The 25,554-nt window shown below is 31.6% G+C and carries 25 protein-coding genes and 1 other annotated feature (1 of these 26 only partly in view); of the genes, 17 read left to right on the forward strand and 8 right to left on the reverse strand.

The window, feature by feature from the left end; all coding sequences use genetic code 11:
- Positions 1–47, forward strand: a binding site (T-box leader); it begins 200 nt to the left of the window's first position.
- Between the two features lie 61 nt (positions 48–108).
- From HKO22_RS02020 to HKO22_RS02030, 3 genes are read left to right on the forward strand one after another with little or no spacing between them, the layout of a single operon-like run.
- Positions 109–1,122 (forward strand): ABC transporter substrate-binding protein, encoded by a 1,014-nt coding sequence (locus tag HKO22_RS02020; protein WP_169968173.1) that lies wholly within the window; start codon positions 109–111, stop codon positions 1,120–1,122.
- A 5-nt stretch (positions 1,123–1,127) separates the two neighbouring features.
- Positions 1,128–2,003 (forward strand): ABC transporter permease, encoded by an 876-nt coding sequence (locus tag HKO22_RS02025; RefSeq protein WP_169968175.1) that lies wholly within the window; start codon positions 1,128–1,130, stop codon positions 2,001–2,003.
- Positions 1,996–2,775 carry an ABC transporter ATP-binding protein gene (locus HKO22_RS02030; protein ID WP_169968176.1) on the forward strand — a complete coding sequence of 260 codons (780 nt, stop codon included), beginning with the start codon at positions 1,996–1,998 and terminating at the stop codon, positions 2,773–2,775. Before HKO22_RS02025 ends, HKO22_RS02030 begins: the two co-directional genes overlap by 8 nt.
- A gap of 79 nt (positions 2,776–2,854) precedes the next feature.
- Here the strand turns inward: HKO22_RS02030 and HKO22_RS02035 are convergent, their stop codons facing one another.
- The 4 genes from HKO22_RS02035 to HKO22_RS02050 all read right to left on the reverse strand — a co-directional run bounded on the left by HKO22_RS02035 (position 2,855) and on the right by HKO22_RS02050 (position 5,799).
- A complete protein-coding gene (locus tag HKO22_RS02035) occupies positions 2,855–3,154 on the reverse strand; it encodes a hypothetical protein (protein WP_075659560.1) in 300 nt (99 codons plus the stop codon).
- A 46-nt stretch (positions 3,155–3,200) separates the two neighbouring features.
- Positions 3,201–3,644, reverse strand: coding sequence for a hypothetical protein (locus HKO22_RS02040; protein WP_169968178.1), 444 nt, complete (start codon positions 3,642–3,644; stop codon positions 3,201–3,203).
- Between the two features lie 161 nt (positions 3,645–3,805).
- Complete coding sequence (hutG, locus tag HKO22_RS02045; protein WP_169968179.1) at positions 3,806–4,837, reverse strand: formimidoylglutamase; 1,032 nt, start codon at positions 4,835–4,837, stop codon at positions 3,806–3,808.
- An 8-nt stretch (positions 4,838–4,845) separates the two neighbouring features.
- A complete protein-coding gene (locus tag HKO22_RS02050) occupies positions 4,846–5,799 on the reverse strand; it encodes a 2-hydroxyacid dehydrogenase family protein (RefSeq protein ID WP_169968181.1) in 954 nt (317 codons plus the stop codon).
- Positions 5,800–6,221: 422 nt separating this feature from the next.
- Between HKO22_RS02050 and HKO22_RS02055 the strand changes: the two genes are divergently transcribed.
- From HKO22_RS02055 to tuf, 5 genes are all read left to right on the forward strand, one after another.
- On the forward strand, positions 6,222–6,488 hold the full coding sequence (locus tag HKO22_RS02055) for a hypothetical protein (protein ID WP_169968182.1): 267 nt from the start codon (positions 6,222–6,224) through the stop codon (positions 6,486–6,488).
- A gap of 665 nt (positions 6,489–7,153) precedes the next feature.
- Positions 7,154–7,891, forward strand: coding sequence for a DUF1835 domain-containing protein (locus tag HKO22_RS02060; RefSeq protein WP_075659556.1), 738 nt, complete (start codon positions 7,154–7,156; stop codon positions 7,889–7,891).
- Positions 7,892–7,926: 35 nt separating this feature from the next.
- On the forward strand, positions 7,927–8,427 hold the full coding sequence (locus tag HKO22_RS02065; protein WP_169968184.1) for a hypothetical protein: 501 nt from the start codon (positions 7,927–7,929) through the stop codon (positions 8,425–8,427).
- Positions 8,428–9,273: 846 nt separating this feature from the next.
- Complete coding sequence (locus tag HKO22_RS02070; protein ID WP_169968186.1) at positions 9,274–10,617, forward strand: MATE family efflux transporter; 1,344 nt, start codon at positions 9,274–9,276, stop codon at positions 10,615–10,617.
- A gap of 82 nt (positions 10,618–10,699) precedes the next feature.
- On the forward strand, positions 10,700–11,893 hold the full coding sequence (tuf, locus tag HKO22_RS02075; RefSeq protein WP_075659124.1) for an elongation factor Tu: 1,194 nt from the start codon (positions 10,700–10,702) through the stop codon (positions 11,891–11,893).
- 171 nt (positions 11,894–12,064) lie between these two features.
- On the opposite strand, the gene HKO22_RS02080 is transcribed toward tuf, so the two are convergent.
- The 3 genes from HKO22_RS02080 to HKO22_RS02090 form a co-directional block, all read right to left on the reverse strand.
- Positions 12,065–12,295 carry a hypothetical protein gene (locus HKO22_RS02080; RefSeq protein WP_235932801.1) on the reverse strand — a complete coding sequence of 77 codons (231 nt, stop codon included), beginning with the start codon at positions 12,293–12,295 and terminating at the stop codon, positions 12,065–12,067.
- Positions 12,296–12,339: 44 nt separating this feature from the next.
- Entirely contained in the window at positions 12,340–12,606 is a 267-nt protein-coding gene (locus HKO22_RS02085; protein ID WP_169968187.1) for a hypothetical protein, read from the reverse strand.
- A 116-nt stretch (positions 12,607–12,722) separates the two neighbouring features.
- The gene (locus HKO22_RS02090; protein WP_169968189.1) at positions 12,723–13,664 is read right to left on the reverse strand and encodes a LysR family transcriptional regulator; all 942 of its coding nucleotides are present in this window, start codon (positions 13,662–13,664) and stop codon (positions 12,723–12,725) included.
- A gap of 115 nt (positions 13,665–13,779) precedes the next feature.
- Here HKO22_RS02090 and HKO22_RS02095 point away from each other — a divergent pair, with 115 nt between their 5' ends.
- From HKO22_RS02095 to HKO22_RS02125, 7 genes are all read left to right on the forward strand, one after another.
- The gene (locus tag HKO22_RS02095) at positions 13,780–14,988 is read left to right on the forward strand and encodes a dicarboxylate/amino acid:cation symporter (RefSeq protein ID WP_075659551.1); all 1,209 of its coding nucleotides are present in this window, start codon (positions 13,780–13,782) and stop codon (positions 14,986–14,988) included.
- 21 nt (positions 14,989–15,009) lie between these two features.
- The gene (locus HKO22_RS02100) at positions 15,010–16,227 is read left to right on the forward strand and encodes a pyridoxal phosphate-dependent aminotransferase (protein ID WP_075659550.1); all 1,218 of its coding nucleotides are present in this window, start codon (positions 15,010–15,012) and stop codon (positions 16,225–16,227) included.
- Entirely contained in the window at positions 16,227–16,646 is a 420-nt protein-coding gene (locus tag HKO22_RS02105; protein ID WP_075659549.1) for a RidA family protein, read from the forward strand. Before HKO22_RS02100 ends, HKO22_RS02105 begins: the two co-directional genes overlap by 1 nt.
- Positions 16,647–16,688: 42 nt before the next feature.
- Positions 16,689–17,963 carry an aminotransferase class V-fold PLP-dependent enzyme gene (locus HKO22_RS02110; protein ID WP_075659548.1) on the forward strand — a complete coding sequence of 425 codons (1,275 nt, stop codon included), beginning with the start codon at positions 16,689–16,691 and terminating at the stop codon, positions 17,961–17,963.
- A gap of 111 nt (positions 17,964–18,074) precedes the next feature.
- Positions 18,075–19,787 (forward strand): ABC transporter ATP-binding protein, encoded by a 1,713-nt coding sequence (locus tag HKO22_RS02115; protein WP_169968190.1) that lies wholly within the window; start codon positions 18,075–18,077, stop codon positions 19,785–19,787.
- Positions 19,774–21,516: an ABC transporter ATP-binding protein gene (locus tag HKO22_RS02120; RefSeq protein WP_169968192.1), complete on the forward strand. Its 1,743-nt coding sequence runs from the start codon at positions 19,774–19,776 to the stop codon at positions 21,514–21,516. Before HKO22_RS02115 ends, HKO22_RS02120 begins: the two co-directional genes overlap by 14 nt.
- Positions 21,517–21,525: 9 nt before the next feature.
- Positions 21,526–22,698, forward strand: coding sequence for an iron-containing alcohol dehydrogenase (locus HKO22_RS02125; protein ID WP_075659545.1), 1,173 nt, complete (start codon positions 21,526–21,528; stop codon positions 22,696–22,698).
- A gap of 67 nt (positions 22,699–22,765) precedes the next feature.
- Here HKO22_RS02125 and HKO22_RS02130 read toward each other — a convergent pair whose 3' ends face one another.
- The gene (locus HKO22_RS02130) at positions 22,766–23,119 is read right to left on the reverse strand and encodes a class II SORL domain-containing protein (RefSeq protein ID WP_075659544.1); all 354 of its coding nucleotides are present in this window, start codon (positions 23,117–23,119) and stop codon (positions 22,766–22,768) included.
- A 126-nt stretch (positions 23,120–23,245) separates the two neighbouring features.
- Here HKO22_RS02130 and HKO22_RS02135 point away from each other — a divergent pair, with 126 nt between their 5' ends.
- Both HKO22_RS02135 and HKO22_RS02140 read left to right on the forward strand, forming a co-directional pair.
- Positions 23,246–24,376 carry a THUMP domain-containing class I SAM-dependent RNA methyltransferase gene (locus HKO22_RS02135; protein WP_169968193.1) on the forward strand — a complete coding sequence of 377 codons (1,131 nt, stop codon included), beginning with the start codon at positions 23,246–23,248 and terminating at the stop codon, positions 24,374–24,376.
- A 52-nt stretch (positions 24,377–24,428) separates the two neighbouring features.
- Positions 24,429–25,526 carry a SpoIIE family protein phosphatase gene (locus HKO22_RS02140; protein ID WP_169968195.1) on the forward strand — a complete coding sequence of 366 codons (1,098 nt, stop codon included), beginning with the start codon at positions 24,429–24,431 and terminating at the stop codon, positions 25,524–25,526.
- Positions 25,527–25,554 lie beyond the last annotated feature (28 nt).

Genomic DNA, 25,554 nt, shown 5'->3' on the forward strand with positions numbered 1-25,554 from the left:
ATGCAAAATTGGGTGGTACCGCAGAAGTTTAGACTTTTGTCCCATTAGGGATGGAAGTCTTTTTTTATTTCCATCCTTCTCTCATAGTTTGATGAAAAGGAGAAAAAAATGAAAAAAATTTTGTTAGTATTGTCATTATTGTTGTTAGTGGGTTGTGCAAAAGGCGAAAAAGGTGAAAGTGCTTCTAGTGGCGATGATGTTTTAAAAATTGGGATACTTCAGTTTGCGCAACATCCATCGCTAGATAATTGTAGAGAAGGTTTAATTGAAGGACTAAAGGAAGAAGGATTTGTTGAAGGTAAAAATTTAAAAATTGATTACCAAAATGCGCAAGCAGACATGGGGATTTCTGCCCAAATTGCAAACTCTTTCGTGTCAAATAAAGTTGACATGATAATTGCAATAGCGACACCAGCTGCCATGAGTGCTTATAATGCGACATTAAACACAGATATACCCGTTGTATACACAGCACTTTCTGATCCAGTAGCGGCACAAGTTGCAGATGAAAATAAAAATCCAGTGGGAAATATTACTGGCACAAGTGATATTCTTCCCGTAGAAGAGCAGCTAAAAATGATTAGAGAAATTCTTCCCGATGCAAAAAATATTGGAATTCTCCACACATCAAGTGAGGCAAATTCTGATTCAATGTTAAAAATTTACAAGGATCTTGCAGGAAAATATAATTTTAAAATTGTCGATGAAGCGATAAACACAACAGCAGACATACCACTTGCCACAGATAATATTTTGTCAAAGGTTGATGCAATTACAAATCTTTTAGACAACACAGTAGTAAATTCACTTCCAACTATTCTTGACAAGGCAAATGAAAAGAAAATTCCTGTATTTGGTTCAGAAATTGAGCAAGTTAAAATGGGCTGTCTTGGTTCAGAGGGTATTGAGTACATCTCTCTTGGAAATCAAACTGGTAAGATGGCGTCAAAAATTTTAAAGGGCGAAAAAGAGGCAAAGGAAATGCCCTACGAAACAATTTTAGAACCAAATTTATATCTTAATTCAAAGGTTGCGGAAAATCTTGGAATAAAAATTCCAAAGGATCTTCTTGATAGAGCTGTGGAAAATTTTTCTGAAATAAATTTAGCAGAAGGTAAATAAATAAAATGGATATTTTAATGGGAGTAATTGAACAAGGGCTAACTTATAGTTTTTTAGCTTTTGGTCTTTATATAGCTTATAGTATTTTAGATTTCCCCGATTTAACTGTGGACGGCTCCTTTCCACTAGGTGCTGCCATAAGTGTTTTTGCAATTTTAAAGGGAATAAATCCAGCACTTGCACTTTTAATAAGTTTTTTTGGAGGTGCAATTGCAGGTTCCCTTACTGGACTAATCCACATAAAATTAAAAGTAGAAGACCTTTTGGCAGGGCTTATAATGCAAACTGCACTTTGGACTATTAATTTAAAAATTGCAGGCAAAGCCAATGTTCCAATTTTTAGCAGCGACACTATTTTTACTACGGGAATGGCAAATTTTATTCCCAATGAATTATCGAAGTTCACAGTATTATTTGTTATGATTCCCACGGTTATAATCATAAAAATTTTATTGGACGAATTTTTAAAGACAAAGGCAGGATTTATCTTAAAAGCATGCGGTGACAACGAGATTCTAGTTAGGACTATGGCAGTGGATCCAGGGACGGTAAAAATTTTAGGACTTTCCTTTTCAAATGGACTTGTGGCATTAAGTGGCGGATTAGTAGCTCAGGAACAGAGATTTTTTGAAGTTTCCATGGGAACGGGCTCCATGGTCATGGGACTTGCGGCAGTTGTCCTTGGAATAAAACTTTTAGAAAGTTTTAATTTTATTAAAGATTCCACAAAAGTTTTAATTGGATCAATTTTATACAAGGCGTCCATTGCCTTGGCAATTGCAATTGGATTTTCAGCAAACTCAATGAAACTCATAACGGCAATTATTTTTCTTGTAATTTTAATCGCTGGAAGAAGTAGGAAGAAGGTTAAAAATGCTTGAACTTAAATCAATTGACAAAACCTTTAACATTGGAACAATAAATGAGAATAAATTATTTAAAGATTTTAATTTAAAGGTTGGGAAGGGAGAATTTGTATCCATAATTGGTTCCAATGGTTCGGGGAAGTCCACTCTTTTAAATATTATTTGTGGTTCCATAAGAGAAGATAGTGGAGAAATATTAATAGATGATGAAAATCTTAAAAAAATTCCTGAACACAAAAGATACAAAAAAATTGGAAGAGTATTTCAAGACCCAAAAGTTGGCACATCTCCAAATATGACAATATTAGAGAACTTGTCTATGGCAGAAAATAAAAATAAATCATGGAATTTAACTCGTGGAATAAATAAGAAGAAAAAAGAAGCTTATAGAGAAATGTTAAGTGAAATTGGACTTGGACTAGAGGACAAGTTAGATGACAAGGTTGGACTTTTATCTGGTGGTCAAAGACAATCCCTTGCACTGCTTATGGCGACTCTTGTACCCATAGATTTTTTAATCTTAGACGAGCATACAGCAGCACTTGATCCAAAGACTGCAGATATAGTCATGCAAATCACAAATAAAATAGTGCGAGAAAAAAACTTGACAGCGTTAATGGTAACTCACAATTTAAAGTATTCCTTAAAGTATGGAGATAGGCTAATTATGATGCACAAGGGAAATAAAGTCATGGATAAATCTAAAGAGATTAAGAAAAATTTAAAATTAGAAGATATACTAGATAAGTTTTACGAAATAAGTATTGAAGTTGGAAACTCTTTATAAAACATAAACAACTCAAATAAACCTCTCAATCACAAAGAAAAGAGAGGTTTATTATTTTATCGGAAGACTAAGGCATATTTTAGTGATTATTAGATTGAGGATAGCTAACAGTTATTATTAGCCCATCATAATCATTATAGGAATTATGGGATAAAGTAGAATCAAAATCATTTTCAAGAAGTTCTCTGCACTTTGAATCTAATATTTTGTCTATCTCTTCAATAGACTTATCGCCAAAAATTTTTGATTTATCCTTTAAAGAATAACCAACAGTAACAATTTTCTTTACTTTAGGACTTTCTGCATTTTTATCTTGAGCAAAAGCTATGAAAGGCACACTAATTAAAAGCACTAATAAAAAATAGAAAAACTTTTTCATACTACCACCTCCAATAAAATATTTTTTGCATTTCTAAAACATAGAATTATGAATCGACTTTTAAATTTTTCATAAATTTTTCTAATTTGTGGAATTCTTCTTCGCTATTTTTAATATCATCTAAACTTTTATTACATTGAGCAGATAAAAACACATTTGCTATTTTTTTATCAACACCAAAAAATGAACCTCTTTTATTTTCGTAAATTATATCTTCGGCATTTGTCAAGATCAATAAATAAACTCCATTTACAAAATAAGGTTTTAGATTGGCATTAAAATAATCTATATTATTGTCAAAAATTATAGTAATTGTCTTATCTTTTATTTCTATTTTGTAGGAATCCTTATTCTCCCAATCTAATTGATTGATTAATTTCTCGACATTTTCCTCGTGGCTTAAGTCAGTTTTTAAAGAATATAAATTAGCTTTTGAGCAAGCCATTGTAAAGATTAAAATAAAAGTCAAGATGAGAACTTTTTTAGTCATATAATGCTCCCTTGATAAAAATTTAGCAGTTTATTCAGGTAAATTATAACGCTTTCACAAGTTTTTATCAATCATTTTTAAGCATATCCATAAAAATGCCCTCCTTACTATTTTCCAAGTAAAGAGGGTAATCAATAAATAAGAGACACTTATATTAAATTTTATAGAGGGATGTATTTTTTATTTTCCTTGCCCAATATGCGTTGCGCCATAGTTGATACAACTGTGTAGACTAAAATTGAAGCTAAGTTAGCAGTTACAGAGTCGTGGTCAAACCTTGGAGAAACTTCACATATGTCAAAACTAATTGGCTTTCCAGTTGAAAAGACGTGTTTTAGAAGAAGTATTACTTTTTCGGGGTCAACTCCAAGTGGTTGTGGTGCAGATACTCCCGGTGCAAAGGAAGATGTGAAACAGTCCATACAAATTGTAATGTATAGGTGATCTTGTTCGTGGATGTATTCGTCAAGGTTGTGAATTATCTCAAAGAAATTTCCATTGATTAAATCTTTTCCTAATACATATTTTACTCCTAAATCATCAGCGGTTCTAAAAAGCGCAAGAGTGTTGGAATGTTTTTGAATTCCAATAACATAATATGCGTAATCAGTTCCCTTTTCACGAGTATAGTCGGCGATTTGTCTAAACATTGTTCCACTTGTTCCAGTTCCCTTTTCGTAAGGTCTTAGGTCAAAGTGAGCGTCAAAATTTAAAATACCCAGTTTATTGTCTTCTTTATCGTCGAGATATGTGCTAATTCCCTTGTAATGACCAAAGGCAGTTTCGTGTCCGCCTCCTAAAACAAGTGGGAATAAATTTAATTCTAAAACTTTTTTTACAGCCTTTGCAAGTTCATCTTGGCTTGCTTCAAGAGTTGTGTTTTTACTTGTAACATTACCGCAGTCATAAATTTTAAGGTCTTTAGAAAACTGACAAGGAAGTTTTGCAAGTTCCTTTCTTATTGCAGCAGGACCTGCAGCAGCACCAAATCTACCCTTATTTAGTTCAATACCTTGGTCTGATTCAAAACCAATTATTCCAAAACCAAGCTTGCCGTCAAAGGGAGTTAGGCTATCGTCATTTAAGTCAAGGGGCTTAACCCATTGATGCCATCTAAAGCTTTCATAATCATTTTCGTCGTCAATTCTACCTGACCAAATTTTCATTTCTTGGGGACTGTAATAATTTATCATTTTACACCTCAGTTTACTTTGTTCTTTGGAGTTTTTCCATTTTTAAAATCAATTAAATTGTCCTTTGCATTTTCACCCATTTCTAGTCTTGCTTCAAAAGTAGCATTGCCAAGGTGAGGAGCAAGGATTACATTGTCTAGGTCTATTAGTTTTTCATTTACCTTAGGTTCTTCTTCATATACATCGAGAGCAGCTCCCGCTATTTTTCCTTCTATTAGGGCATCAGCAAGGGCATCTTCGTCTACAACTGGACCTCTTGAAGCATTTATTAATATAGCACTTTTTTTCATCATAGCCAGTTCGTTTTTAGAAATCATATGATGTAGTTCAGGCACATAGGCAGTGTGAAGACTCAAAAAGTCAGAATTTTTAATTACATCATCCTTTGTTCTATATTCAATATTGTATTCACTCTCAAAATCTTCTTTTCTAGTGCGTGAATAATAAATTACATTCATCTCAAAGGCTCTTGCTCTTTTTGCTAGATTTTTGCCAATATTTCCAAGACCAATTATGCCAAGAGTTTTTCCCTTAAGTTGACTTCCAAGGTAAAAAGTTGGTCTCCAACCATAGAATTCTCCTCTTCTTGTAACTTTGTCGCCTGACACAATTTTTCTTGCAGCAGCAAGCATTAGTCCAAAGGCAAGTTCCGCAGTGGAAACGGCAGATGCAGGTGCCGGTGCATTTGTAACAACAATATTTTTTTCTCTTGCGTAGTTTATGTCTATATTGTCAAAACCAGCTCCGTAGTTTGCAATAATTTTTAAGTCACTTCCTGCGTCAATTACATCCTTATCAATTTTATCAGATAGAGGACACAAAAGTGCATCTTGACCCTTAATTTTTTCAATAATTTCTTCTTTTTTTAAAGGCATATTGGAGTCGTGATAAGTTATCTCGAAATTTTTATTTAGTTCGTCATAAATTTTTTCAGGAATATTACTCGTAATTAATAATTTCATTTTATTCACCTCATAATCTTATTTTAACATATTTAAGGAATATATTAAAAGATGATAAAAATTTTATAAAGGGGAAAAGTCTAGGTTCATCAAACATTCGTGACAAAAAATAGTATAAAAGAAAAATAGGAAAACGTATTGACTAAAAAACAAGCAAATGTTATATTAAGCTAAAAGAGAAGGGATGTTTCCAATGTTCATATTATATTAATAAAAGAGATTAGTGTAGACATAGTTTTTATTAATAAAAAGGAGATTACGATAAAAAAATTATTATTTTGATGTAGAATTATTAGAGTCAGTTGGATTTTCTGTAACAAAATCAGAAAGTTGGTTTGCTAGAAAATTTTATAATTTCAACATAACCTTAGGAGTATAGCATTTTATGCATAGTGATAGCCTTGAATGAGGAAAAACATAATATGGAAAAAATTTATAAAATATTAAAATATTTTTTATATTTAATTAGTTCGATAGTAATGATGCTATTTGGAAGTAGGGGATTAGGTTTTGATTCTATAATTTATTTTATAAATCATATTAAATGGAAAATCACAGGAGATATAAGTCAAAGCATAAAGTATTTAGCTTTTTTTCAAATTGTTGAAAATATAATAAGTCTTATTGGTTTAGCCTTATTTATCTATACTATTACGAACATATTATTACTGTTAAAAGAAGAAAAATAAATAGAGAAAGATAAAATGTATTGACAAAAAAACTAAAGTGCAATATTTTTAAACAAATAATTTAAAGTGTTAAAAATATAAACAAGTAAATAAATTAAACATAGGAGGTGTTTTCAAGGTTTATAGGTTACCTTTAAAAACCTAAATGTATTATATAAGGAGATTATTATTAAAAAAATTATTTTAATATTAATAATATTAATTGGAACTATAAATGTTGTATGTGCGGAAAAATTACATACAGATTATACGGAAGAATTCTATGACATAACTTCTTCTAAATATTTAGAAGAATATAATTATGATGGGTATAAAGAAGGATATATAATTGAGTCTGATATAAATAGTAAGTCATTTATCCCCGATATAGCATTAGCTTATTCTGGTTTTAATGTAAATAGATTTACTAAGAAAATAAGAGGGTGGGCATCTACATCAGCACCTGAAAAATATGAAGTAAGTGTAAGAGGAGATATGTTCAAAAATTATCATTCAATAAATTTAGCATCTTCTACAAGAGGTTATGGAAATGTTAGGTCCAACTCTCCTTATATTGATTATAAAAAAGGAGATGTTTTTGAATTTAGAAGTTTCCATAACTGTTGGAATTCAGCGGGTGTTAAAGTTTTTAATGATAGTTTGTATATATCCAGAAACTTATAGCTATGAATCAAAAAGAAACTATTAATATTTGTTTTTCTCAGTCGTTAGAAGGAGTTTTAAAGGATTTTAATAGAGAATTAAAAATATTATCCATACCAATTTCCTTTGACATTGGAAATTTACAAGAAATAGAAAACCTTGAGTTTCAGGTATGCTTAGATCCTTATGTGGAAAATGAAATAAATATAAGAAGTATTTTAGACAAACTTGAGTATTTAGTAGCGAGTACTACTTTAAAGAATTTTGTGATTTGGTATTCAGAAGATTCCAATGAGTACTGTGGAATGCTATATGTTCTTTATAAGTTAAGAAAAACTAATAATAAAAATATTTATTTAATCAATGGTAGCGATGTATTGTATTTAAATAATCTTATTATAGATATAAAAAGGACTTCAGAGATAACAAAAGAATTTATACCTTTAACAATGAAAAAAATTAAAAGAATAAATAACATAGAAAAACAAAATTATATTGCTGAATTTAAACAAAATTTTAATAAAAAAGGCACTATTAGATTATATAATAGTAATTATAGGAGGATATTAAATTTCAGTTATTCAGAATTGGTTCCAGATGTATATTTTGCTTTAGAAACAAAATATAATCTAGAAGAGAATATACTTTTAATCAGAGATAAGCTTTCCTATAGTTATAATATTGCGGCTCACATGATAGAATTTCTTGAAAAAAATAATATGATAGAAATAAGAGAAGGCATGATTGTAAAAATAATATGAAATCACTTAAAAAGCTTATACTAAGTGGAATTTTATTGACCGTTTTGTTATTTTTAAATTTTTTTGAATTTTATAAAAATGAAGATTTAGTTAATTATGAATGCACCAATATTCAAATATTAGGATCAGAAAATAATATCAGAACGATAGCATTAAACGACAAAGGAAAAAATGTAAATAATGAAATAAACTTAAACATTAACTTCTCAACAAATAAAGAATTGTTATTTAATACGGTGCTGATTAACAATTTCGAAAATAAAAGATTTTCGATTAATGAATTAAAGAGTTCAAATATACAGAGAATAAAGTTCCCAGAAACAAAGAAAGCATCTTCAAACAATTTAATAAAAACAGAAAATACTGGTTTAAATTTAAATGATTATATTTTGATTTTTTTGGGAACTAAACAAAATAAAATTGACATAATTAAACATTTTAGATTCACAGTTCAAGATTATGGAACAAAGTCAATACAAAAAATAGAGCCGACATATACAAAAAATTTATATAGAAAAATAAAAAAACAAACTTAGATGGGATAGAAAACTTAGCACTATTAGATTATAAATTTAATGAGTTAGATAAAAATTTCAAAAAGAAAGATGATCTGAAAAAAACATATATATTTATAGATATAGAAAAAGAGTTAAATAATTCACCATATTTTGATAAACTAATAAATGATATTAATTTTGAAGAAAATATACTAGTTAGTTTAGCTATATTTTTTATAAAAGATAATCAAGGACAGATAATAAGAGATAGAGTATTTTATATAAATACTGAATTAGACAAGAAAATTTTAATAGAAAATCCATGTACAGATGAATTAAATAGTAAAGGAGATTTTCGAGTAATGGCTGTATTTTATCCTATGGAAAAATCAGATGATAAATTATATTCTTATAAAATATCTCTGTGGGACGTTTTATTTTATTCTAAAGTTTTTATCAGATATAAGAATTAAGTAAAAGATGAAAGAAATTATTGAAAAGATATACAAATATTTTTTTATTTTTAATAACATCATTGATTATAATGTTATTTGGAAATATTTCAAAATATAAAGAGTCTGAATTTAGGAGTATAGTTGTTTTATTAAATGACATTGTATTTCTTATCGGTGTAGAAGTAATCAAAAGTCAAAAACCTATAATTTTTTGTAAATACATATAGAATTTTATAAGATTAGTGGACTTAATACTAATTAATTATTATTGTTTTCAAAATATAATTACTTGTAAGTGAAAATAAAATATAAATTTATAAGAAGTTGGGAAATTATAATTTCTAACTTCTTTTTAAATTGCATAAGCTTTAAAAATTTTAAAATCTAATATATAATAGATAGGCTTATAAAAAAGTTAGGGAGTGATTAGGTGCAAAGTAATGAAAATAAATTGGGGACAATGGCAATCCCAAAGCTTTTATTTCAAGTATCCTTTCCCATTGTAGTTTCTATGTTTATACAATCTATGTATAACTTAGTGGATTCTTATTACATTGGAAAGATCAACGAAGAGGCCTTTACAGCAATTTCAATTGCCTTTCCCATTCAAAATATAATGATAGGAATAGCAGTGGGAACTGGTGTAGGAATGAACTCTTTGATATCAAGGTACTTGGGAGAAAAGAATTTTGAAAAATCAGATAGGGTTGCCGAGACAGGTTTATCTCTTGCAATAATTTACGGAATAATACTTCTAATAATTTCAAGGTTTCTGCCAAGACCTTTTTTGTCAGCACAGACGACAAACGAGAATATAATAAATTATGGAGTAGATTATCTCCAAATTGTAATGGGTCTATCTATGGGAGTTTTTATGCAAATTTTTCTCGAAAGGCTCTTACAGTCCACGGGAAGATCAATATTCACAATGCTCACGCAACTCATTGGGGCAATATTAAATATAATCCTTGATCCAATTTTTATATTTGGATATTTTGGACTTCCTGCCATGGGAGTAAAGGGAGCGGCAATTGCAACTGTAATGGGACAAATTATAGGAGCTCTCTTTGGATGCTTTTTCGAATATAAATTTAATGAAGAGATAACAATTAAGAAACCAGTTTTAGATTTAGATATAGTGAAGAGAATATACGTAGTTGGAGTCCCTTCTATGATTACAATTACAATTCAATCCTTTACAATTTATGTGCTAAATAAAATGCTTTCAGCAATATCAACTTCTGCAATTGCGGCACTTGGAGCATATTTCAAAATACAGTCCTTTGTATTTATGCCAGTCTTTGGAGTGAATAACGGATTGGTGCCAATAGTCGCCTACAATTATGGTGCAAAAAATAAAGAGAGAATTGTAAAATCAATAAAACTCGCCTTTTTAGCAGTAACAGGAATGATGATAATTGTATCGGCAATTATAATAATTTTCCCACGAGAACTACTTTCCATATTCTCAGCAAGTGGCAAGATGCTCGAAATTGGAATACCAATGTTAAGAATATGCGCATTATCATATATATTTGCTGGAATATCAATCGTTGGGGTAGCAGTTTTTCAAGCCCTTGGCAATGGAATTTTAGCACTATTTGATTCTATATTAAGACAAATAATTGTGCTCCTACCAGTAGCATATATTGCAATAAAATTTTTCACAGTCAATGAAATATGGTGGGGATATGTAATCGCAGAATTCGCTTCAATATTATTTGTAATATATTTTATGAACACTTTTGTTAGAAAAAAATTAGAGCATATTTAAGTCTTAAAATGGCTTAAATGTTGAAAAAAATTTAAATTTGATGTATCATGAAGTTAATTTAAAAAATCCTAGGAGGAATAGCATGGCTAAAGCAAAATTTGAAAGAAATAAACCACATGTAAACATTGGAACAATTGGTCACGTTGACCACGGTAAAACAACACTAACAGCAGCAATCACACTTGTAATGAACAAGAGATATGGCAGCGGAGAATTCGTAGATTACGCTCACATTGACAAAGCGCCAGAAGAAAGAGAAAGAGGAATCACAATATCCACATCTCACGTAGAATACGAAACACCAAACAGACACTACGCACACGTAGACTGCCCAGGACACGCTGACTATGTAAAGAACATGATCACAGGAGCAGCACAAATGGACGGAGCTATCCTAGTAGTATCAGCAGCTGACGGTCCAATGCCACAAACAAGAGAACACATTCTACTAGCACGTCAAGTAGGAGTACCAAAGATAGTAGTATTCCTAAACAAAGAAGACCAAGTAGACGATCCAGAACTAATAGAATTAGTAGAAATGGAAGTAAGGGACTTGCTATCAGAATACGATTTTGATGGAGACAACACACCAATCATAGTAGGATCAGCACTAAAAGCATTAGACGATCCAGACGGAGAATGGGGAGACAAGATCGTAAAACTAATGGAAGCAGTAGACGAATACATTCCAACACCAGCAAGAGACACAGAACACCCATTCCTAATGCCAATAGAAGACATCTTCTCAATCACAGGAAGAGGAACAGTAGCAACAGGAAGAGTAGAACAAGGCGTAGTAAAAGTAGGGGACACAGTAGAAGTAGTAGGCTTAACAGAAGAAAAAAGACAAGTAGTAGTAACAGGTGTAGAAATGTTTAGAAAACAACTAGACCAAGCTCAAGCAGGAGACAATATAGGAGCACTACTAAGAGGAGTACAAAGAGAAGAAATCCAAAGAGGACAAGTACTAGCAGCACCAGGAACAATACATCCCCACACAAAATTTGAAGCCGAAGTATATGTACTAACAAAAGAAGAAGGCGGAAGACACACACCATTTTTTAACGGATACAGACCACAATTTTACTTCAGAACAACAGACGTAACAGGAGATATCCAACTAAAAGAAGGAACAGAAATGGTAATGCCAGGAGACAACTCCACATTTACAGTAACACTAATCACACCAATAGCAATGGACGAAGGACTAAGATTTGCCATTCGTGAAGGTGGAAGAACAGTAGCATCAGGAGTAGTATCAAAGATTCTTGACTAATCCTTGGCTTACAAAATAAAAAATTAGAGCAGGTTTATACCTGCTCTTTTTTGTTGGGCTTTTAAAGCTGTTATTAAGAATTGTAAGAGAATAATTTACTTTTAAGTATATGGGGCGATTTTTATAAAGTTGTGATAAAAAGGAATTGAGGTTTTTAAATATAAATTTTAATTAGCTTAACATATTTATTATATCTCTAAGAATTGATGCAGAAGCTCGTATTGGACCAGATTCTCCACCTATAATAACTAATTCTCCAATGGTGTCTGTTTTATATTTAACGCCTTTATTTTTTCCGTTAATTGAATATAAAGTGTCATCTTCATTAACTAGTTTTAAGCCAACTTCAGCTTTTATCTTATCGTCATTTCTGATACAAGATCCCACTAGTTTATATCGCATATTATTATTTTTTGCGGCAATAACTTCTTCGGCATCTAGATTTTCTATTCCATTAGAACATCAATATCCTTATTAGACATCAAAAAATCAAAATTTATTTTCTTGTCATAAAGTTCATTAGACTTTAGGCTTTCGGAAATAATCACGTTATCAAAGTCAATTCCATTGGAATTATAAATTCCGCCTTTACTATCAAGTACATAAGTCAAGATAGGATTTATGCCCAAAGTCTCAAGATATTTATTTTTTATTTTTAAAAGCTTAACAAAAGCCTTTCCAACATTTCTATATCCTATAATTCCAATTCTCATAAATTATCTCCTTATAAAATATTTTATAAGATTAAATTAGCATGAAAGAAGGATGACTTCAAGGGATTGACCATAGGAATAATTGCATATTTTTATATGATTTATTATATAAGAAATTAAAGTTGAAAACTTTTTAGATATTTAATAAATTCTTTCTCCTTGTCAGAGAAGACTTTATTTTTCAGATAAAATAAGTTAACACTTCTTTTTGCATTATCACTTTTCAATTTATAATAAAGTAGTGAGTCATTAAATTTATCCTGTTTAACAATACGATCTCTAATGAATACTATTCCCTTGCCAGATTTTGCTATGTCGTAGGAAGTTTGGAGCTGATCCATATAAATTAAAATATTTGGTCTAAAACCATACTCGTAGCAAATGTTCATAGCACGATCATGTAAATCATTACCTTCTTTCAAGAAAATAAAATTTTCATTTTGAAATAATTTTAAATCAACACACTTTTCTTGGCTGACATTATCCAAATTAGTTATGTCTTCATAACTTAAAGCGAACTCAAGTAAATCATCATTTATTGAATTAGACTTAGGTACGGCCAAAATTAATTCTTCATTGAACCAAACTTTTGAGTTAAATAATTTTGGATTTAAATTTTCAACACAGACGCCTAAATCGGCCAAGTTAAATTTTAAAAAGTCATCAATCTCACCTGTTCCAATTTCTATTATTGCAATTTTTAGTTCGGGATCAATATCAGAGTATTTTTCAATAATCTCAGGGAATACTTGGGTGCAAAAATAAGTTGATCCGCAAAGAGTAAAAATATTTTGTTTAGAGTCAGTTAATTTTTTTAAATTTTCAGAAGTTATTTTTTCTAACTCCATAACTTTTTCTATTGCGTCTATATAAATTTTTCCAGCTTCAGTTAATTGAATTGGGTTTGACTTCCTATCAAATAAGACAACTCCCAAATCATCCTCAACTTTTTTTACAATGTTACTGAGAGAGGGCTGAGAAACAAACAATGATTTTGCTGCATTAGAAAAACTTTTATGCACATAAACTTCATAAATATATTCATTATAATCAAACATAATATCTCCTATAATCAAACTCATATAATCTTATACAAGAATACGTATTAGACAGTGAAAAGGTTTTACTGTTATGATTATATCATATTATATAGGTAAATTAAGGAGGTATATTATGAAAAAGTTACAATTATGGCAACAGATAGTAATCGCCATAGTATTAGGTGCATTGGTTGGAATATTTAGTCCAAGTGTAGTGCCTTACATAAAGTTTATGGGCGAAATATTCTTGAGACTTTTAAAGATGCTCATTGCACCACTTGTTTTAACTACTCTAATTAGTGGCGTAGTAAAGATGGGAGATATTCAACAACTAAGAACTGTAGGTATAAGAATAGTTCTATTTTACATTATTACATCAACAATAGCTGCAGCTATTGGAATGGGTTTTGCACTAATAAGTCAGCCGGGTAAAGGTGTTGTTGATTTATTAACTTCAGAAGTCGGTCAGGCTCAAGAGTATAGTTTCGTAGAGAATATGATAGGTTGGATTCCGACAAATATATTTGAATCTTTAACAAATGGAGATACATTACAGATAATAGTTTTTGCTTTATTCAGTGGAGTTGTACTTTTAATATTAGGTGATAGTGCAAAGACTTTAGTTAAGGTTATTGAACAAGGCGCAGACTTAATGTTAAAAATGACAGAACTTGTTATGAAGATTTCTCCTTTTGGAATATTTGCTTTAATAGCTGATATGATGACAAAACTTTCTGGATCAATGTTAATGCAAGTATTAAATATGATAATTACGGATTGGGTTGCTTGTTTAGTGGTAATTTTTATACTTCAACCACTACTAGTAAAAGCTTTAGCAAAGATAAGTCCTTTCCTTTTCTTGAAAAAAATTGCTCCAGCAATGATTGTAGCAGCATCTACAACATCTTCAGCTGCAACTTTACCTGTATCTATTGATTTATCGAAAAATGAATTAGGAATACCAGAAAAAATATATGGATTTACACTTCCTTTAGGAAACACTTGTAACATGAATGGTATGGCAGTAGCGTTAGGTGTTATTTCTGTATTTGCATCAAATTTATATGGATATGATATTACTGCAGGAGCATTAATACAATTTGTATTTATGGGTCTTGTGCTCTCTATAGGAGCTGCTGGTGTTAAAGGCGCTGGAATTGTAATGTCAACTGTTTTACTACAAACATTAGGAATGCCATTGACTTTGGTGCCTATATTAGCAGCGATATGGCCTGTAATTGATATTTGTCACACTACAGCAAATATCACAGGAGACCTAGCCGGAACTATAGTTGTAGCTCACTCAGTTGGTGAACTAGATAGAGAAGTATTAAATTCATAATAAAATATAAGGAGATAAAAAATGACTAGAGTTGAAGAAAAATTTAAAAAATTAGGTATTGATAATGCCCCAGGTCAAGAAGGGCTTCAAGCTGAAGAAAAACTTGAGCTAAGGGGTGAAAAACTTGAAGGAGAGTTTGTTGATTTTTCACATGGTGATGTAGATGCTCATCCGCCTATACCAGGTTCCTTAGAAAGATTCATTGAGTCCTATAAGGCTGGTGGAAAGCAAGCTTACTCTGAATATAGAGGTCACAAGTTTATTCGTGAAAAAGTTGCTAAGAATATTGAAGATTTCACAGGAGTAAAAATAGATCCTAATGATAATATAATTATAACTCCAGGCACGCAGGGAGCATTATTCTTAGCTATGAGTTCTCTAATTGCTGCAGATGATAAGGTAGCAATCTTAGAACCAGACTATTTTGATAATAGAAAATTAGCAGAATTTCTGGAAGCAGACATTTATCCAATCCAATTAGACTATCTAAATGCGCCTTCAGGAAGTTCAGGGATTGACTTTAATGCTCTAGAAAATGCTTTTAAAGATGGAGTAAGAGTTTTCTTATTTACAAACCCAGGTAATCCAACTGGTGCTGTTTACTCAAAGAAAGAACTTGAAGAAATAGCGAGATTAGCCAGGAAGTATGAAGTTACTTTACTTGCTGACGAATTATACTCAAGACAAATTTTTGATGGACGTGAATACCACCATATGATTAATGAAGATGTAGATTTTGACAAGCTAATAACTATTATGGGACCATCAAAGACTGAATCAATGAGTGGATTTAGACTTGGTATAGCTTATGGATCTAAGCAAATTATTGATAGAATGGAAAAACTTCAAGCTATAGTATCCCTTAGGGCTCCAGGTTATAACCAAGCAATGTTAGATTTATGGTTTGATGAACCTGAAGGATGGTTAGAAGATAGGATAAGGGCACATCAAGAAATCAGAGATGACTTAGTTGCTAAATTTAGAAGTGTTGAAGGAGTTAAGATTAGACCAACCGAAGGTGGATCTTACATCTTTCCTAAACTACCTAAACTGGATGTAAGTATTGGAGATTTTGTTAAGATTTTAAGAGCTCATGCAAATGTAATAGTAACAGTTGGTACTGAATTTGGACCACAGTTTGATGATTGCATAAGACTTAACTTCTCTCAAGATCCTAAAAAAGCATCAGATGCAGTAGATAGAATCGTAGAAATGATAGAAAGGTATAGGTCAAAATAATGGAAAAAAACCCAATTCCTCAAGGAAAATATATACCAGCTAAGAAATCACAAAATTTAATTTTTTCAGCAGGTATGACACCAAGATTAGATGGAAAATTAATTATAGAAGGTAGGATTATGCTATCTGATGATCTCAATAAGTTCAGAGATGGAGTGAGACAAGCAACAAAAAATGCACTCGTTGCTATAAAAAATACACTTGAAGAAAATCAAGAGATAGACTCTATTGTAACTATGACAGTTTATGTAAACGCTGAAGAAGACTTCACATCACAATCAAAAATTGCTGACTTTGCATCTGAATATATTGTAGAGAACTTAGGAGAAATTGCAATTTGTTCAAGAGCTGCAATTGGAGTATATTCACTTCCTGGTAATGCGCCTGTGGAAGTCCAACTTGTTGCAAGTTATAGATAAAAAAGAAGTTAGTAGAAATTTATTAAAGTTAGGAGTGGAAGTATGTATAAGAATGTTTTTTCTGATGAGTATTTAGATAAATTGAGATCTAAATTTGCTTATTTAAACTATGACCCAAGATATGGCAAGAGATTATTCATGGATAATGCAGGTGGATCTCTTAGGTTGACAGAATCAATTACAGAAAAAGTTTCTTGGGACCTTTTCCCTGATTGCCCATTGAGATATCATGAGAGGGCTTTAGACTTAACTAAACTTGTCAATGGCACAATGGAGGATCTTTTGAAAACCGTTTTTGGTGCAAAAGATGGATCTATTATGACTGAAATTTCTGCTTCATCATGTTTCTTTAAAGCAACCAGAATTATCTGTGAAAATATTAAAGGTAAGAACGTTGTAACAACAAATGTTGAACACCCTTCTGCTTATGACTCTTTAAAGATTGCAGCAGAAAAAAATAATCTTGAATTTAGGGTTGCAAAGGTAAATCCAAAAACTGGTTTTGTTGAGCCTGAAGAAGTAGCCAAGCTTGTAGATGAAGACACAGTAGTAGTAAGCGTAATTGCGGCTTCAAATATTTCTGGAAACATAATGGATTTAGAAAGAATTAATGAGTTAATTAGAGAAAAGAAAAACGATGTTTACTTCATCTCTGATGCTGTTCAACACGCACCTCATGGTGTAATTGATGTTGTAAAAGACGGATTAGACTTCACTAACTTTGCTCCTTATAAATTTTTTGCAAATAGGGGAGTAGGTTTTGGATATTGTTCAGATAGGTTGTCAAAATTAAATCATGATAAACTTCTTGCTAAACCTTATGACGAGTGGACAATAGGGACACCAGCTCCAACAGTATATTTGTCAATGAGGAAAGTAATAGACTATGTTTGTGACATTGGCAAAGAATTTATAAATACAGAAAATAGGAGAGAACAATTTGTAGAAGGAATTAATAAAATTGCAGCACAAGAAAAGGCTCTTCTATACTTCATGCTAGAAGGTGATGAAAAAATATCTGGTTTGAGACACATAGAAGGTGTTACAGTATTTGTCGATGATGAAAATCTAGATAATAGGGACCTAATAAGTGCTATTGAGATAAAGGGAATCTCTTTCCAAGATGTAGTTCTTGAGTATGCGGAAAGAGGAGTAACACTATTTAATAGGACTAACGATTCAATGTATTCTAAGAGAATAGTTGAAGCCTTAAATCTCACAGGGGCAATTCGAGTATCTCCACTTCACTGCAATACCTTTGATGAAATAAGAGAATTCTTATTGATTACAAAGGAAATAGCAGAAAAATTTAATTAAGCAATCTCTTTGATAAAATCTCAGCTGTATAAAGCTGGGATTTTTTTATTTATTAAGTCCTTTGATTATCTTTTAAATATCTATATGTTATAATGGAAAGATGGAGGATTTATGAGTATATATAAAGGACTTAATAAATATAAAATTAGAATAATAGTAGTTATTTTGCTTACCTTTGGCAATGCTTTAGGTGAACTTTTTTTGCCAAAACTTATGAGTCTTGTCATTGACAAGGGCGTGGCTTATGGCGACACAAGTTATGTGCTAAAAATTGGTGCAGTTATGATTTTTGTTGTGATAATCACTGTTATGTGTAGAGCTTCTGCTGCCTATCATTCTTCAAAAACTGCTATGGCTTTTTCGCGCGATCTTAGGTATGAACTTTTTAGAAAGATAAATTATCTCAGCTTTGATGATGTGGAACATTTTTCCATTTCATCACTTATAACGAGAACTACGGATGATGTCGATCAAGTGGAGCAAATGGTTTTAATGGGACTTAGACCGCTAATTAGAGGTCCACTTATGTTTATTGGTGGACTTATTATGGCACTTTCTACAAATGTGAAGCTTTCCATTGTGTTTCCTATTACCATTCCCTTTATTGCTATTGGAATTTTTTATGTTTTTAAAATAGGACTTCCCTATTTTCCAATTTTGCAAAAGAGACTTGATAAACTAAATGAACTTTTTAGAAGAAGACTTACAGGTCTTAGGGTCATAAGAGCTTTTTCAAAGGATGAATATGAAGAGAAAATTTTTGATGAGGCAAATATATCTTATCAAGAGATGGCTATTAAGGTAAATAAGCTTCTTGTAAATGTTAGACCGATGCTTGGCACTATTTTAAATTTTGGAATTATTTTTGTGCTATTTTTTGGTTCAAAATTAATTGACATTAGAGATTTAGGCATAGGAGAACTCATGGCTTTTATTCAGTACATTACACAAGTTTTATCCGCAATGATTATGATGAGTTTTCTTTTAACGCTTTTACCTAGAACTTTTGCTTCTATGGAGAGAATCAACGAAGTTTTAGACTTTAATTCTACAAAAACTGGTGGCGAAAAAGATTTATCAGGTGAAATTTATGAGATTGAGGCAAAAAATTTGTCCTTTTCTTATCCTGATGCAAATTTAAAGGTGTTAAAGGATATAAGTTTTAAGGTCAAAAAGGGAGAGACTCTTGGCATAATTGGTGGAACGGGTTCTGGAAAATCAACTCTTTTAAGACTTTTGCTTCAATTTTATGAGCCGGGAGATGGTGAACTTTTTATAAACGGAATAGACATCAAGAGTTTAAATAATTATGGAGTAAGAGATAAAATCTCATATGTGCCACAGGAAAATTTCTTTTTTTCAAAAACTGTTGCAGAAAACTTATCCTATGCAAAGGAAAATGCTGAGGAAGAAAAAATGCTTGCGGCAATAAAAAATTCTGATGCAGATGGTTTTTTGGGCGAAGATCCATTGAACAAAAAAATTGCAAGGGGAGGAAAAAATCTTTCGGGAGGACAGAGACAGCGACTTGCAATTGCAAGATCACTTACTCGTGATGCGTCAGTCTATATTTTTGACGATTCCTTTTCTGCATTAGATTATAAAACTGATTATGAACTTAGGCAAACTTTAAAGAAAAATTTAAGGGATAAAATTGTAATTCTAGTTGCACAAAGAGTTGCTACTATTTTGAATGCCGACAAAATTTTGGTATTAGAAGATGGTGAAGTGGTGGGCTATGGAAATCATTATAGTTTAATGAAGACAAATGAAATTTATAGGGAAATTGCGACAAGTCAGGGGCAAGCATATGAAGAAAAATAATACAATTTTAAGGATAACTTCATATTTAAAAGATTATAAGGGGCTTTTATTTCTCGCCATTTTTCTAACTATTGGCTCTTCTGTTTTTGAGATAATTTCACCAAAGTTAATGGGAAATATCACTACGCGTATTTTTGAAAATTTGAAGATGAATACAGCTATAGAATTTGATTATGTAATAAAAATTTGTATAATTATGGCAGTGGTCTATTTATTGCAAGGTGCCTTTGAATTTTTTAAGGGCAGGATTTTAGTAGATGTGACGCAGGATTTAATTGCAAAATTTAGGAGGGAAATTTCTGAGAAAGTTAAGTACATCCCCACAGCATATTACGACAAAAATAAAACCGGCGACCTTTTATCTAGGATGACCAATGATGTGGAGACTCTCGGCAAGAATTTGCAACAGACGATTTCTTCGGTTTTATCTTCTATAGTTTTAATTGTAGGAATTTTGGCTGTGATGATAAAAATTTCACCAATTTTAACTTTGGTATTTTTATTTACTCTTCCTATGACTTATTTTTCTACAAAATTTATTTCTAGCAAATCTCAAGGATATTTTAGAAGAAAGTCAAGGGGTATAGGATCTATGGTAAGTTTTGTCGAAGAAAACTTTTCTGGTTCTGAACTAATTAAGGCTTTTAATTATGAAAGTAGGGCTGAGAGAGAATTTTTAGAGATAAATGAAAACCTCTATGAAGTAAGTTATCGAGCTTCCTTTATGACGGGCATCATGCTCCCTATAATGACCTTTATTTCAAATATTGGATATGTAATGCTTTCAATAGTTGGCGGGCTTTTAGTGCTATCTGGCAAGTTATTTGTGGGAGATATTCAAGCTGTGATTCAATACGTAAGAAGACTTGCAAATCCTATTGAGCAGCTTGCGGAGATGGCGTCAATTTTTCAAGCATCTATTGCAGCTGCTGAAAGGGTTTTTGAATTTTTGGATCAAGAAGCTGAAGTTGAAATTGTAAAAGATGAAATAAAAAAACCTGTGGAGGATATTGAATTTAAAAATGTATGTTTTTCCTACGACAAAGAAAAACCTGTAATAAATAATCTTAATCTTGAAGTTGAAAAAAATAAAACTGTTGCCATAGTAGGTTCTACTGGTGCAGGCAAAACTACTATTGTAAATCTTCTCATGAGGTTTTATGATATTGATAGGGGAAGTATTAAGATAAATGGAAGGGATATAAGGGATGTTTCGAGAAAAAACTTGCGCTCTCTTTTTGGAATGGTTCTTCAAGATTCGTGGTTGTTTCACGGCACAATTTATGAAAATATTTTGTACGGACGTGAAGATGCCACGCTAGATGAAGTTATTGATGCAGCAAAGAGGGCTTATTGTCATTCTTTTATTGAGAAACTGCCCAAGGGTTATGATACAGTTTTAAATGAAGAGGCTACAAATATTTCTCAGGGACAGCGACAACTTATTACTATAGCAAGGGCACTTTTGTCCGACCCAGAAATTTTAATTTTAGATGAAGCGACTTCATCTGTTGACACGAGAACAGAGGCGCTAATTCAAAAGGCGATGAAAAATCTTCTGCATGATAGGACAAATTTTGTAATTGCACATAGGTTATCGACAATTGTAAATTCAGATTTAATTTTAGTTTTAGACAAGGGGGACATTGTTGAAAAGGGTAGTCACAGTGACTTAATTGAGAAAAATGGAGTTTATGCGGAATTATACAATTCACAATTTAAGAACTAGGAGGTTATTATGAGAGATTTTATTTTTAATGTGAGTACGAAAATTCTTTTTGGAAGGGACCAAATGAAAAATTTGGCAAAGGAAATTAAAAATTATGGCAGCAGAGTTCTGCTTTCCTATGGAGGAGGCTCTATCAAAAGAAGTGGGCTTTATGACGAGATAATAAAAATTTTTGAAGAAAACAATATTTTCTACAAAGAACTTTCTGGCATTGAACCCAATCCAAGAGTTGAGTCAGCAAGAGAAGGCGTAAAAATCCTTAAAGAAAATGATTTGGACTTTATTTTGGCAGTTGGAGGTGGTTCTGTAATTGATTTATCAAAATTAGTTGCGGGAGCAGTATTTTTAGATTGTGATCCATGGGATATTGTGATTAGAAAGGCAAAAATTGAAAAGGCACTCCCTATTGGCACTATTCTTACACTTGCAGCAACTGGTTCTGAAATGGACGCCGGAGGGGTTATTACAAATCCCGAAACTAAACAAAAACTTGCATTTGGGTCACCTTACACTCTTCCAAAATTTTCAATTTTAAATCCAGAAATAACTTACACAGTTAATGCAAAGCATACAGCTGCAGGTGTCGCTGACATAATGAGTCACACAATGGAAAATTACTTCACATTAAAGGATGGAGCTTATATGCAAAATAGACTTGCAGAGGGAATTTTAAAAACTTGCATTCACTATGGACCAATTGCCATGGCAGAGCCAGAAAATTACGAAGCAAGATCAAATATTATGTGGGCATCAAGCTGGGCGATAAATGGACTTCTATCAACTGGAAAGGCGACACCTTGGTCAGTTCACCCAATGGAACACGAGCTTTCTGCCTTTTATGATATTACTCATGGCATTGGACTTGCAATTTTGACTCCAAGATTTTTGAGCTATATTTTAAATGAGGACACAGTAGATATGATTAGAGATTTTGGAGTGAATGTCTTTGGAGTAGAGCCAAGCGAGGACAAATTTAACGACGCTAAAAAAGCTATTGCTAATCTTCACAAATTTTTTGAACAAGACATGAATATTCCAATGACTCTTGGCGAAGTGGGAATTGATGATAAAAAATTAGAAGAGATGGCAGAAGCGGCAGCAAGGCATTCTGGCGGTTCAATAAAGGGTGTTGTTGAACTTAAAAAAGATGATATCTTAGAAATTTATAAGGCTTCTCTTTAATTTGAATACAATAGAATAGAAATAAAAAAGAGCTATGATTTTAAGGTCATAGCTCTTTAAAATTAAATTATGCTTCTACTGAATTTTCCCAAAGTCCATGGATATTGCAATAGCTTAGTGCGTAAACTTCTCCGCCTTTGTCAGTCTTCACAACAGTTTTAACACAAGGAACTGTAAAGATTTCACCTTCGCCATGAGCCTTAAATTCATAAGAACCAACTTCAATTGGGAATTTTTCTCCTTCTGGTTTGAAGAATACCTTAATCCATGCGATGTGGTGTTCTAAAGTATTTGGATGTTCTATTTCCTCTCCAACAATTGCTTTTATCTTTAAAAGACCATCAGCCTTTTCTACGTGGATTACAGGAACGTGTTTTTCAGATTTAAAATCAGCAGTTTGTACTGTTTCAGTTAATTTCATTTTTATTACCCCCAAATTATATTTTTTTACTACATAAAATAAATACCCTTTTTAAATTAATTAACTCATTAATTTTAAACAAAGAAAAAATTTTTCATATCTAGTATAATAAAAAAGAGGTGTAAAATGGAAAAAATAAAATTAATCGCCACGACAAATATGGGTCTTGAAGCAGTTACCAAAAGAGAGCTAATTGACTTGGGTTACGAGGACATAAAGGTTAGTGACGGAAAAATTGAAATAAATTGTGAGCTAAAGGATATAGCAATTTTAAACTTAAAACTTAGGACGGCAGAGCGTGTTTTACTTTTAATTGATTCCTTTAGAGCAGAGACCTTTGAAGAACTTTTTGACAAGGTTTTTGAAATAAAATGGTGGGACTACATCGCTAAAGATGACAACTTTATCATCCAAGGAAGAAGTAGGAAGTCAAAGTTATTTTCTATTTCCGACTGTCAAAGGATTACTGAAAAGGCGATAATCGAAAAATTAAAGATGAAATATAAAATATCTTGGTTTGAAAAAAGTGGACCAAGAGTAAAAATCGAAGTTTCATTATTAAATGATATTGCAGAAATTACCATGGACACATCGGGCGATGGACTTCACAAGAGAGGTTATAGAGAAGTAAATTACAAAGCGCCACTTTCCGAAACTATTGCAGCAAGTCTTGTAAAGTTAACTTTTTGGAACAAAGATAGAATTTTATCTGACCCCTTCTGTGGTTCAGGCACAATTCCAATTGAAGCTGCGATGATAGAAAAAAATATTGCACCGGGACTTATGAGAAAATTTGACTTTGAAAATTTTACTTTTTTTGATCCAGATATATTTAAAGAAGAAAAGAAAAAATGTTATTCAGAAATAAAATACGATGTAAAATTGGAAATTTTGGCTTCAGATGTATCTTACAAGGCAATTCAAATTGCAAAATCAAATGCAGAGATACTTGGGCTTGATGAAGATATATCCTTTTTCCAAAAGGATATAAAAGATATTGACTTACCAGATGATTATGGTGTAATAATAACCAATCCACCCTATGGTGAGAGAATTGGAAAAGAAGATGTTGAGGAGCTAAACATAGAATTAGGCAAACTTGCAAAGACGCTAAAGACTTGGTCCTTTTATATAATTACTGCAAATGAAAATTTTGAAAAAAATTTTGGTAGAAAAGCACATAGAAATAGAAAACTATACAATGGTAGAATTAAAACTTATTATTACCAATATTATGGACCAAAGCCAAAAAGATAATTGTTTACTTAATTTTAATTTGTTATACTGTAAACAATAATAGGTGGTGAATATGGAAAATTATTTAGCTGAGGAAATAAATGATGACAAAATTGACTTTCAGGTTCTAAATGCCATTGCAGACTTAGTGCGAGTTTTAGATTATAACGAAAAAGTTGTCTTTGTAAATAAAGCTATGGAGGACTTGCTTGGGTATGACAGCGACAAAAAAGTTTGCATTCTGGGCGAAGATCTCTTTGACCCAGAGATAACTAGGCGTGCACTTTTAAGTGGCGAAGTTATTCAAAGGGAAGAAAATATTGGAAATATGATTTTTTCTGTAAAATGTTCACCAATTACCAATAAAAAGGGAGAAATCAAAGGCGTAGTTGAAGTTTTTAGAAATGTTACTATGGCAAGAAAGCTTCAAAGGGAAATTATCGAGAAAAATAGATTTATGACTAGCGAAACTGTGGCTGCATCACTTATTCAACAGAAAGTTTTGCCAGAAAAGGGATTTATAAAAAATCTAAAGGTAAATTATATTTACAAACCCTCCACTATTTTAAGTGGCGATATGTTTGATGTATTTGAAATTGACGATGAGAATATAGCAGTCTATATAGCTGATTCCGTTGGTCACGGTTTTGCCTCATCTATGGTAACTATGTTTATAAAATCTGTGATAAGAACTTTAGATAAATTGACACTATTATCTCCTAAAAAAACTTTAACAGAACTTTGTACTAGGTTCACAAGTCTTAGACTTGAGATAGAAAATTATTTTACCTGTTTCTACGGAGTTTACAACATAAAAAAGAAGAAAATTATTTTTTCTAATGCAGGCCACTTGCCGTTGCCGATAATGGTTCGTGACCGAGAATATATGAATTTAGAGTCTAGGGGATATCCAATTTCTAGATTTTTTGCAAAGCCAGATTATGAAGAAAAAGAGATAAAACTTTATTCAGGCGATTATATTTTATTTATGACAGATGGAGTTGTAGAGGCTAGAAACTCAAAAAAAGAATCCTTTGGCTACGATAGAATTTACAACATTATATTAGAAAATAATAAAGATGTGCTAGAAATTTTAAATAGTAAATTAGAGGAATTTAACGATGGAGAACAAACTGACGACATTTCCGTGTTACTTATAAATATTTGGTAAAATTAAAAAAAGCTCACCAATTGATGAG

Source organism: Peptoniphilus faecalis (assembly GCF_012976305.1).
Taxonomy (GTDB): Bacteria; Bacillota; Clostridia; order Tissierellales; family Peptoniphilaceae; genus Peptoniphilus_A; species Peptoniphilus_A faecalis.

Excerpts from the sequence above, each read along its gene's own strand:
- HKO22_RS02020 (WP_169968173.1), top strand. The coding sequence starts at position 109 with ATGAAAAAAATTTTGTTAGTATTGTCATTATTGTTGTTAGTGGGTTGT.
- HKO22_RS02025 (WP_169968175.1), top strand. The coding sequence starts at position 1,128 with ATGGATATTTTAATGGGAGTAATTGAACAAGGGCTAACTTATAGTTTT.
- HKO22_RS02030 (WP_169968176.1), top strand. The coding sequence starts at position 1,996 with ATGCTTGAACTTAAATCAATTGACAAAACCTTTAACATTGGAACAATA.
- HKO22_RS02035 (WP_075659560.1), bottom strand. The coding sequence starts at position 3,154 with ATGAAAAAGTTTTTCTATTTTTTATTAGTGCTTTTAATTAGTGTGCCT.
- HKO22_RS02040 (WP_169968178.1), bottom strand. The coding sequence starts at position 3,644 with ATGACTAAAAAAGTTCTCATCTTGACTTTTATTTTAATCTTTACAATG.
- hutG (WP_169968179.1), bottom strand. The coding sequence starts at position 4,837 with ATGATAAATTATTACAGTCCCCAAGAAATGAAAATTTGGTCAGGTAGA.
- HKO22_RS02050 (WP_169968181.1), bottom strand. The coding sequence starts at position 5,799 with ATGAAATTATTAATTACGAGTAATATTCCTGAAAAAATTTATGACGAA.
- HKO22_RS02055 (WP_169968182.1), top strand. The coding sequence starts at position 6,222 with ATGGAAAAAATTTATAAAATATTAAAATATTTTTTATATTTAATTAGT.
- HKO22_RS02060 (WP_075659556.1), top strand. The coding sequence starts at position 7,154 with ATGAATCAAAAAGAAACTATTAATATTTGTTTTTCTCAGTCGTTAGAA.
- tuf (WP_075659124.1), top strand. The coding sequence starts at position 10,700 with ATGGCTAAAGCAAAATTTGAAAGAAATAAACCACATGTAAACATTGGA.
- HKO22_RS02080 (WP_235932801.1), bottom strand. The coding sequence starts at position 12,295 with ATGCGATATAAACTAGTGGGATCTTGTATCAGAAATGACGATAAGATA.
- HKO22_RS02085 (WP_169968187.1), bottom strand. The coding sequence starts at position 12,606 with ATGAGAATTGGAATTATAGGATATAGAAATGTTGGAAAGGCTTTTGTT.
- HKO22_RS02090 (WP_169968189.1), bottom strand. The coding sequence starts at position 13,664 with ATGTTTGATTATAATGAATATATTTATGAAGTTTATGTGCATAAAAGT.
- HKO22_RS02095 (WP_075659551.1), top strand. The coding sequence starts at position 13,780 with ATGAAAAAGTTACAATTATGGCAACAGATAGTAATCGCCATAGTATTA.
- HKO22_RS02100 (WP_075659550.1), top strand. The coding sequence starts at position 15,010 with ATGACTAGAGTTGAAGAAAAATTTAAAAAATTAGGTATTGATAATGCC.
- HKO22_RS02105 (WP_075659549.1), top strand. The coding sequence starts at position 16,227 with ATGGAAAAAAACCCAATTCCTCAAGGAAAATATATACCAGCTAAGAAA.
- HKO22_RS02110 (WP_075659548.1), top strand. The coding sequence starts at position 16,689 with ATGTATAAGAATGTTTTTTCTGATGAGTATTTAGATAAATTGAGATCT.
- HKO22_RS02115 (WP_169968190.1), top strand. The coding sequence starts at position 18,075 with ATGAGTATATATAAAGGACTTAATAAATATAAAATTAGAATAATAGTA.
- HKO22_RS02120 (WP_169968192.1), top strand. The coding sequence starts at position 19,774 with ATGAAGAAAAATAATACAATTTTAAGGATAACTTCATATTTAAAAGAT.
- HKO22_RS02125 (WP_075659545.1), top strand. The coding sequence starts at position 21,526 with ATGAGAGATTTTATTTTTAATGTGAGTACGAAAATTCTTTTTGGAAGG.
- HKO22_RS02130 (WP_075659544.1), bottom strand. The coding sequence starts at position 23,119 with ATGAAATTAACTGAAACAGTACAAACTGCTGATTTTAAATCTGAAAAA.
- HKO22_RS02135 (WP_169968193.1), top strand. The coding sequence starts at position 23,246 with ATGGAAAAAATAAAATTAATCGCCACGACAAATATGGGTCTTGAAGCA.
- HKO22_RS02140 (WP_169968195.1), top strand. The coding sequence starts at position 24,429 with ATGGAAAATTATTTAGCTGAGGAAATAAATGATGACAAAATTGACTTT.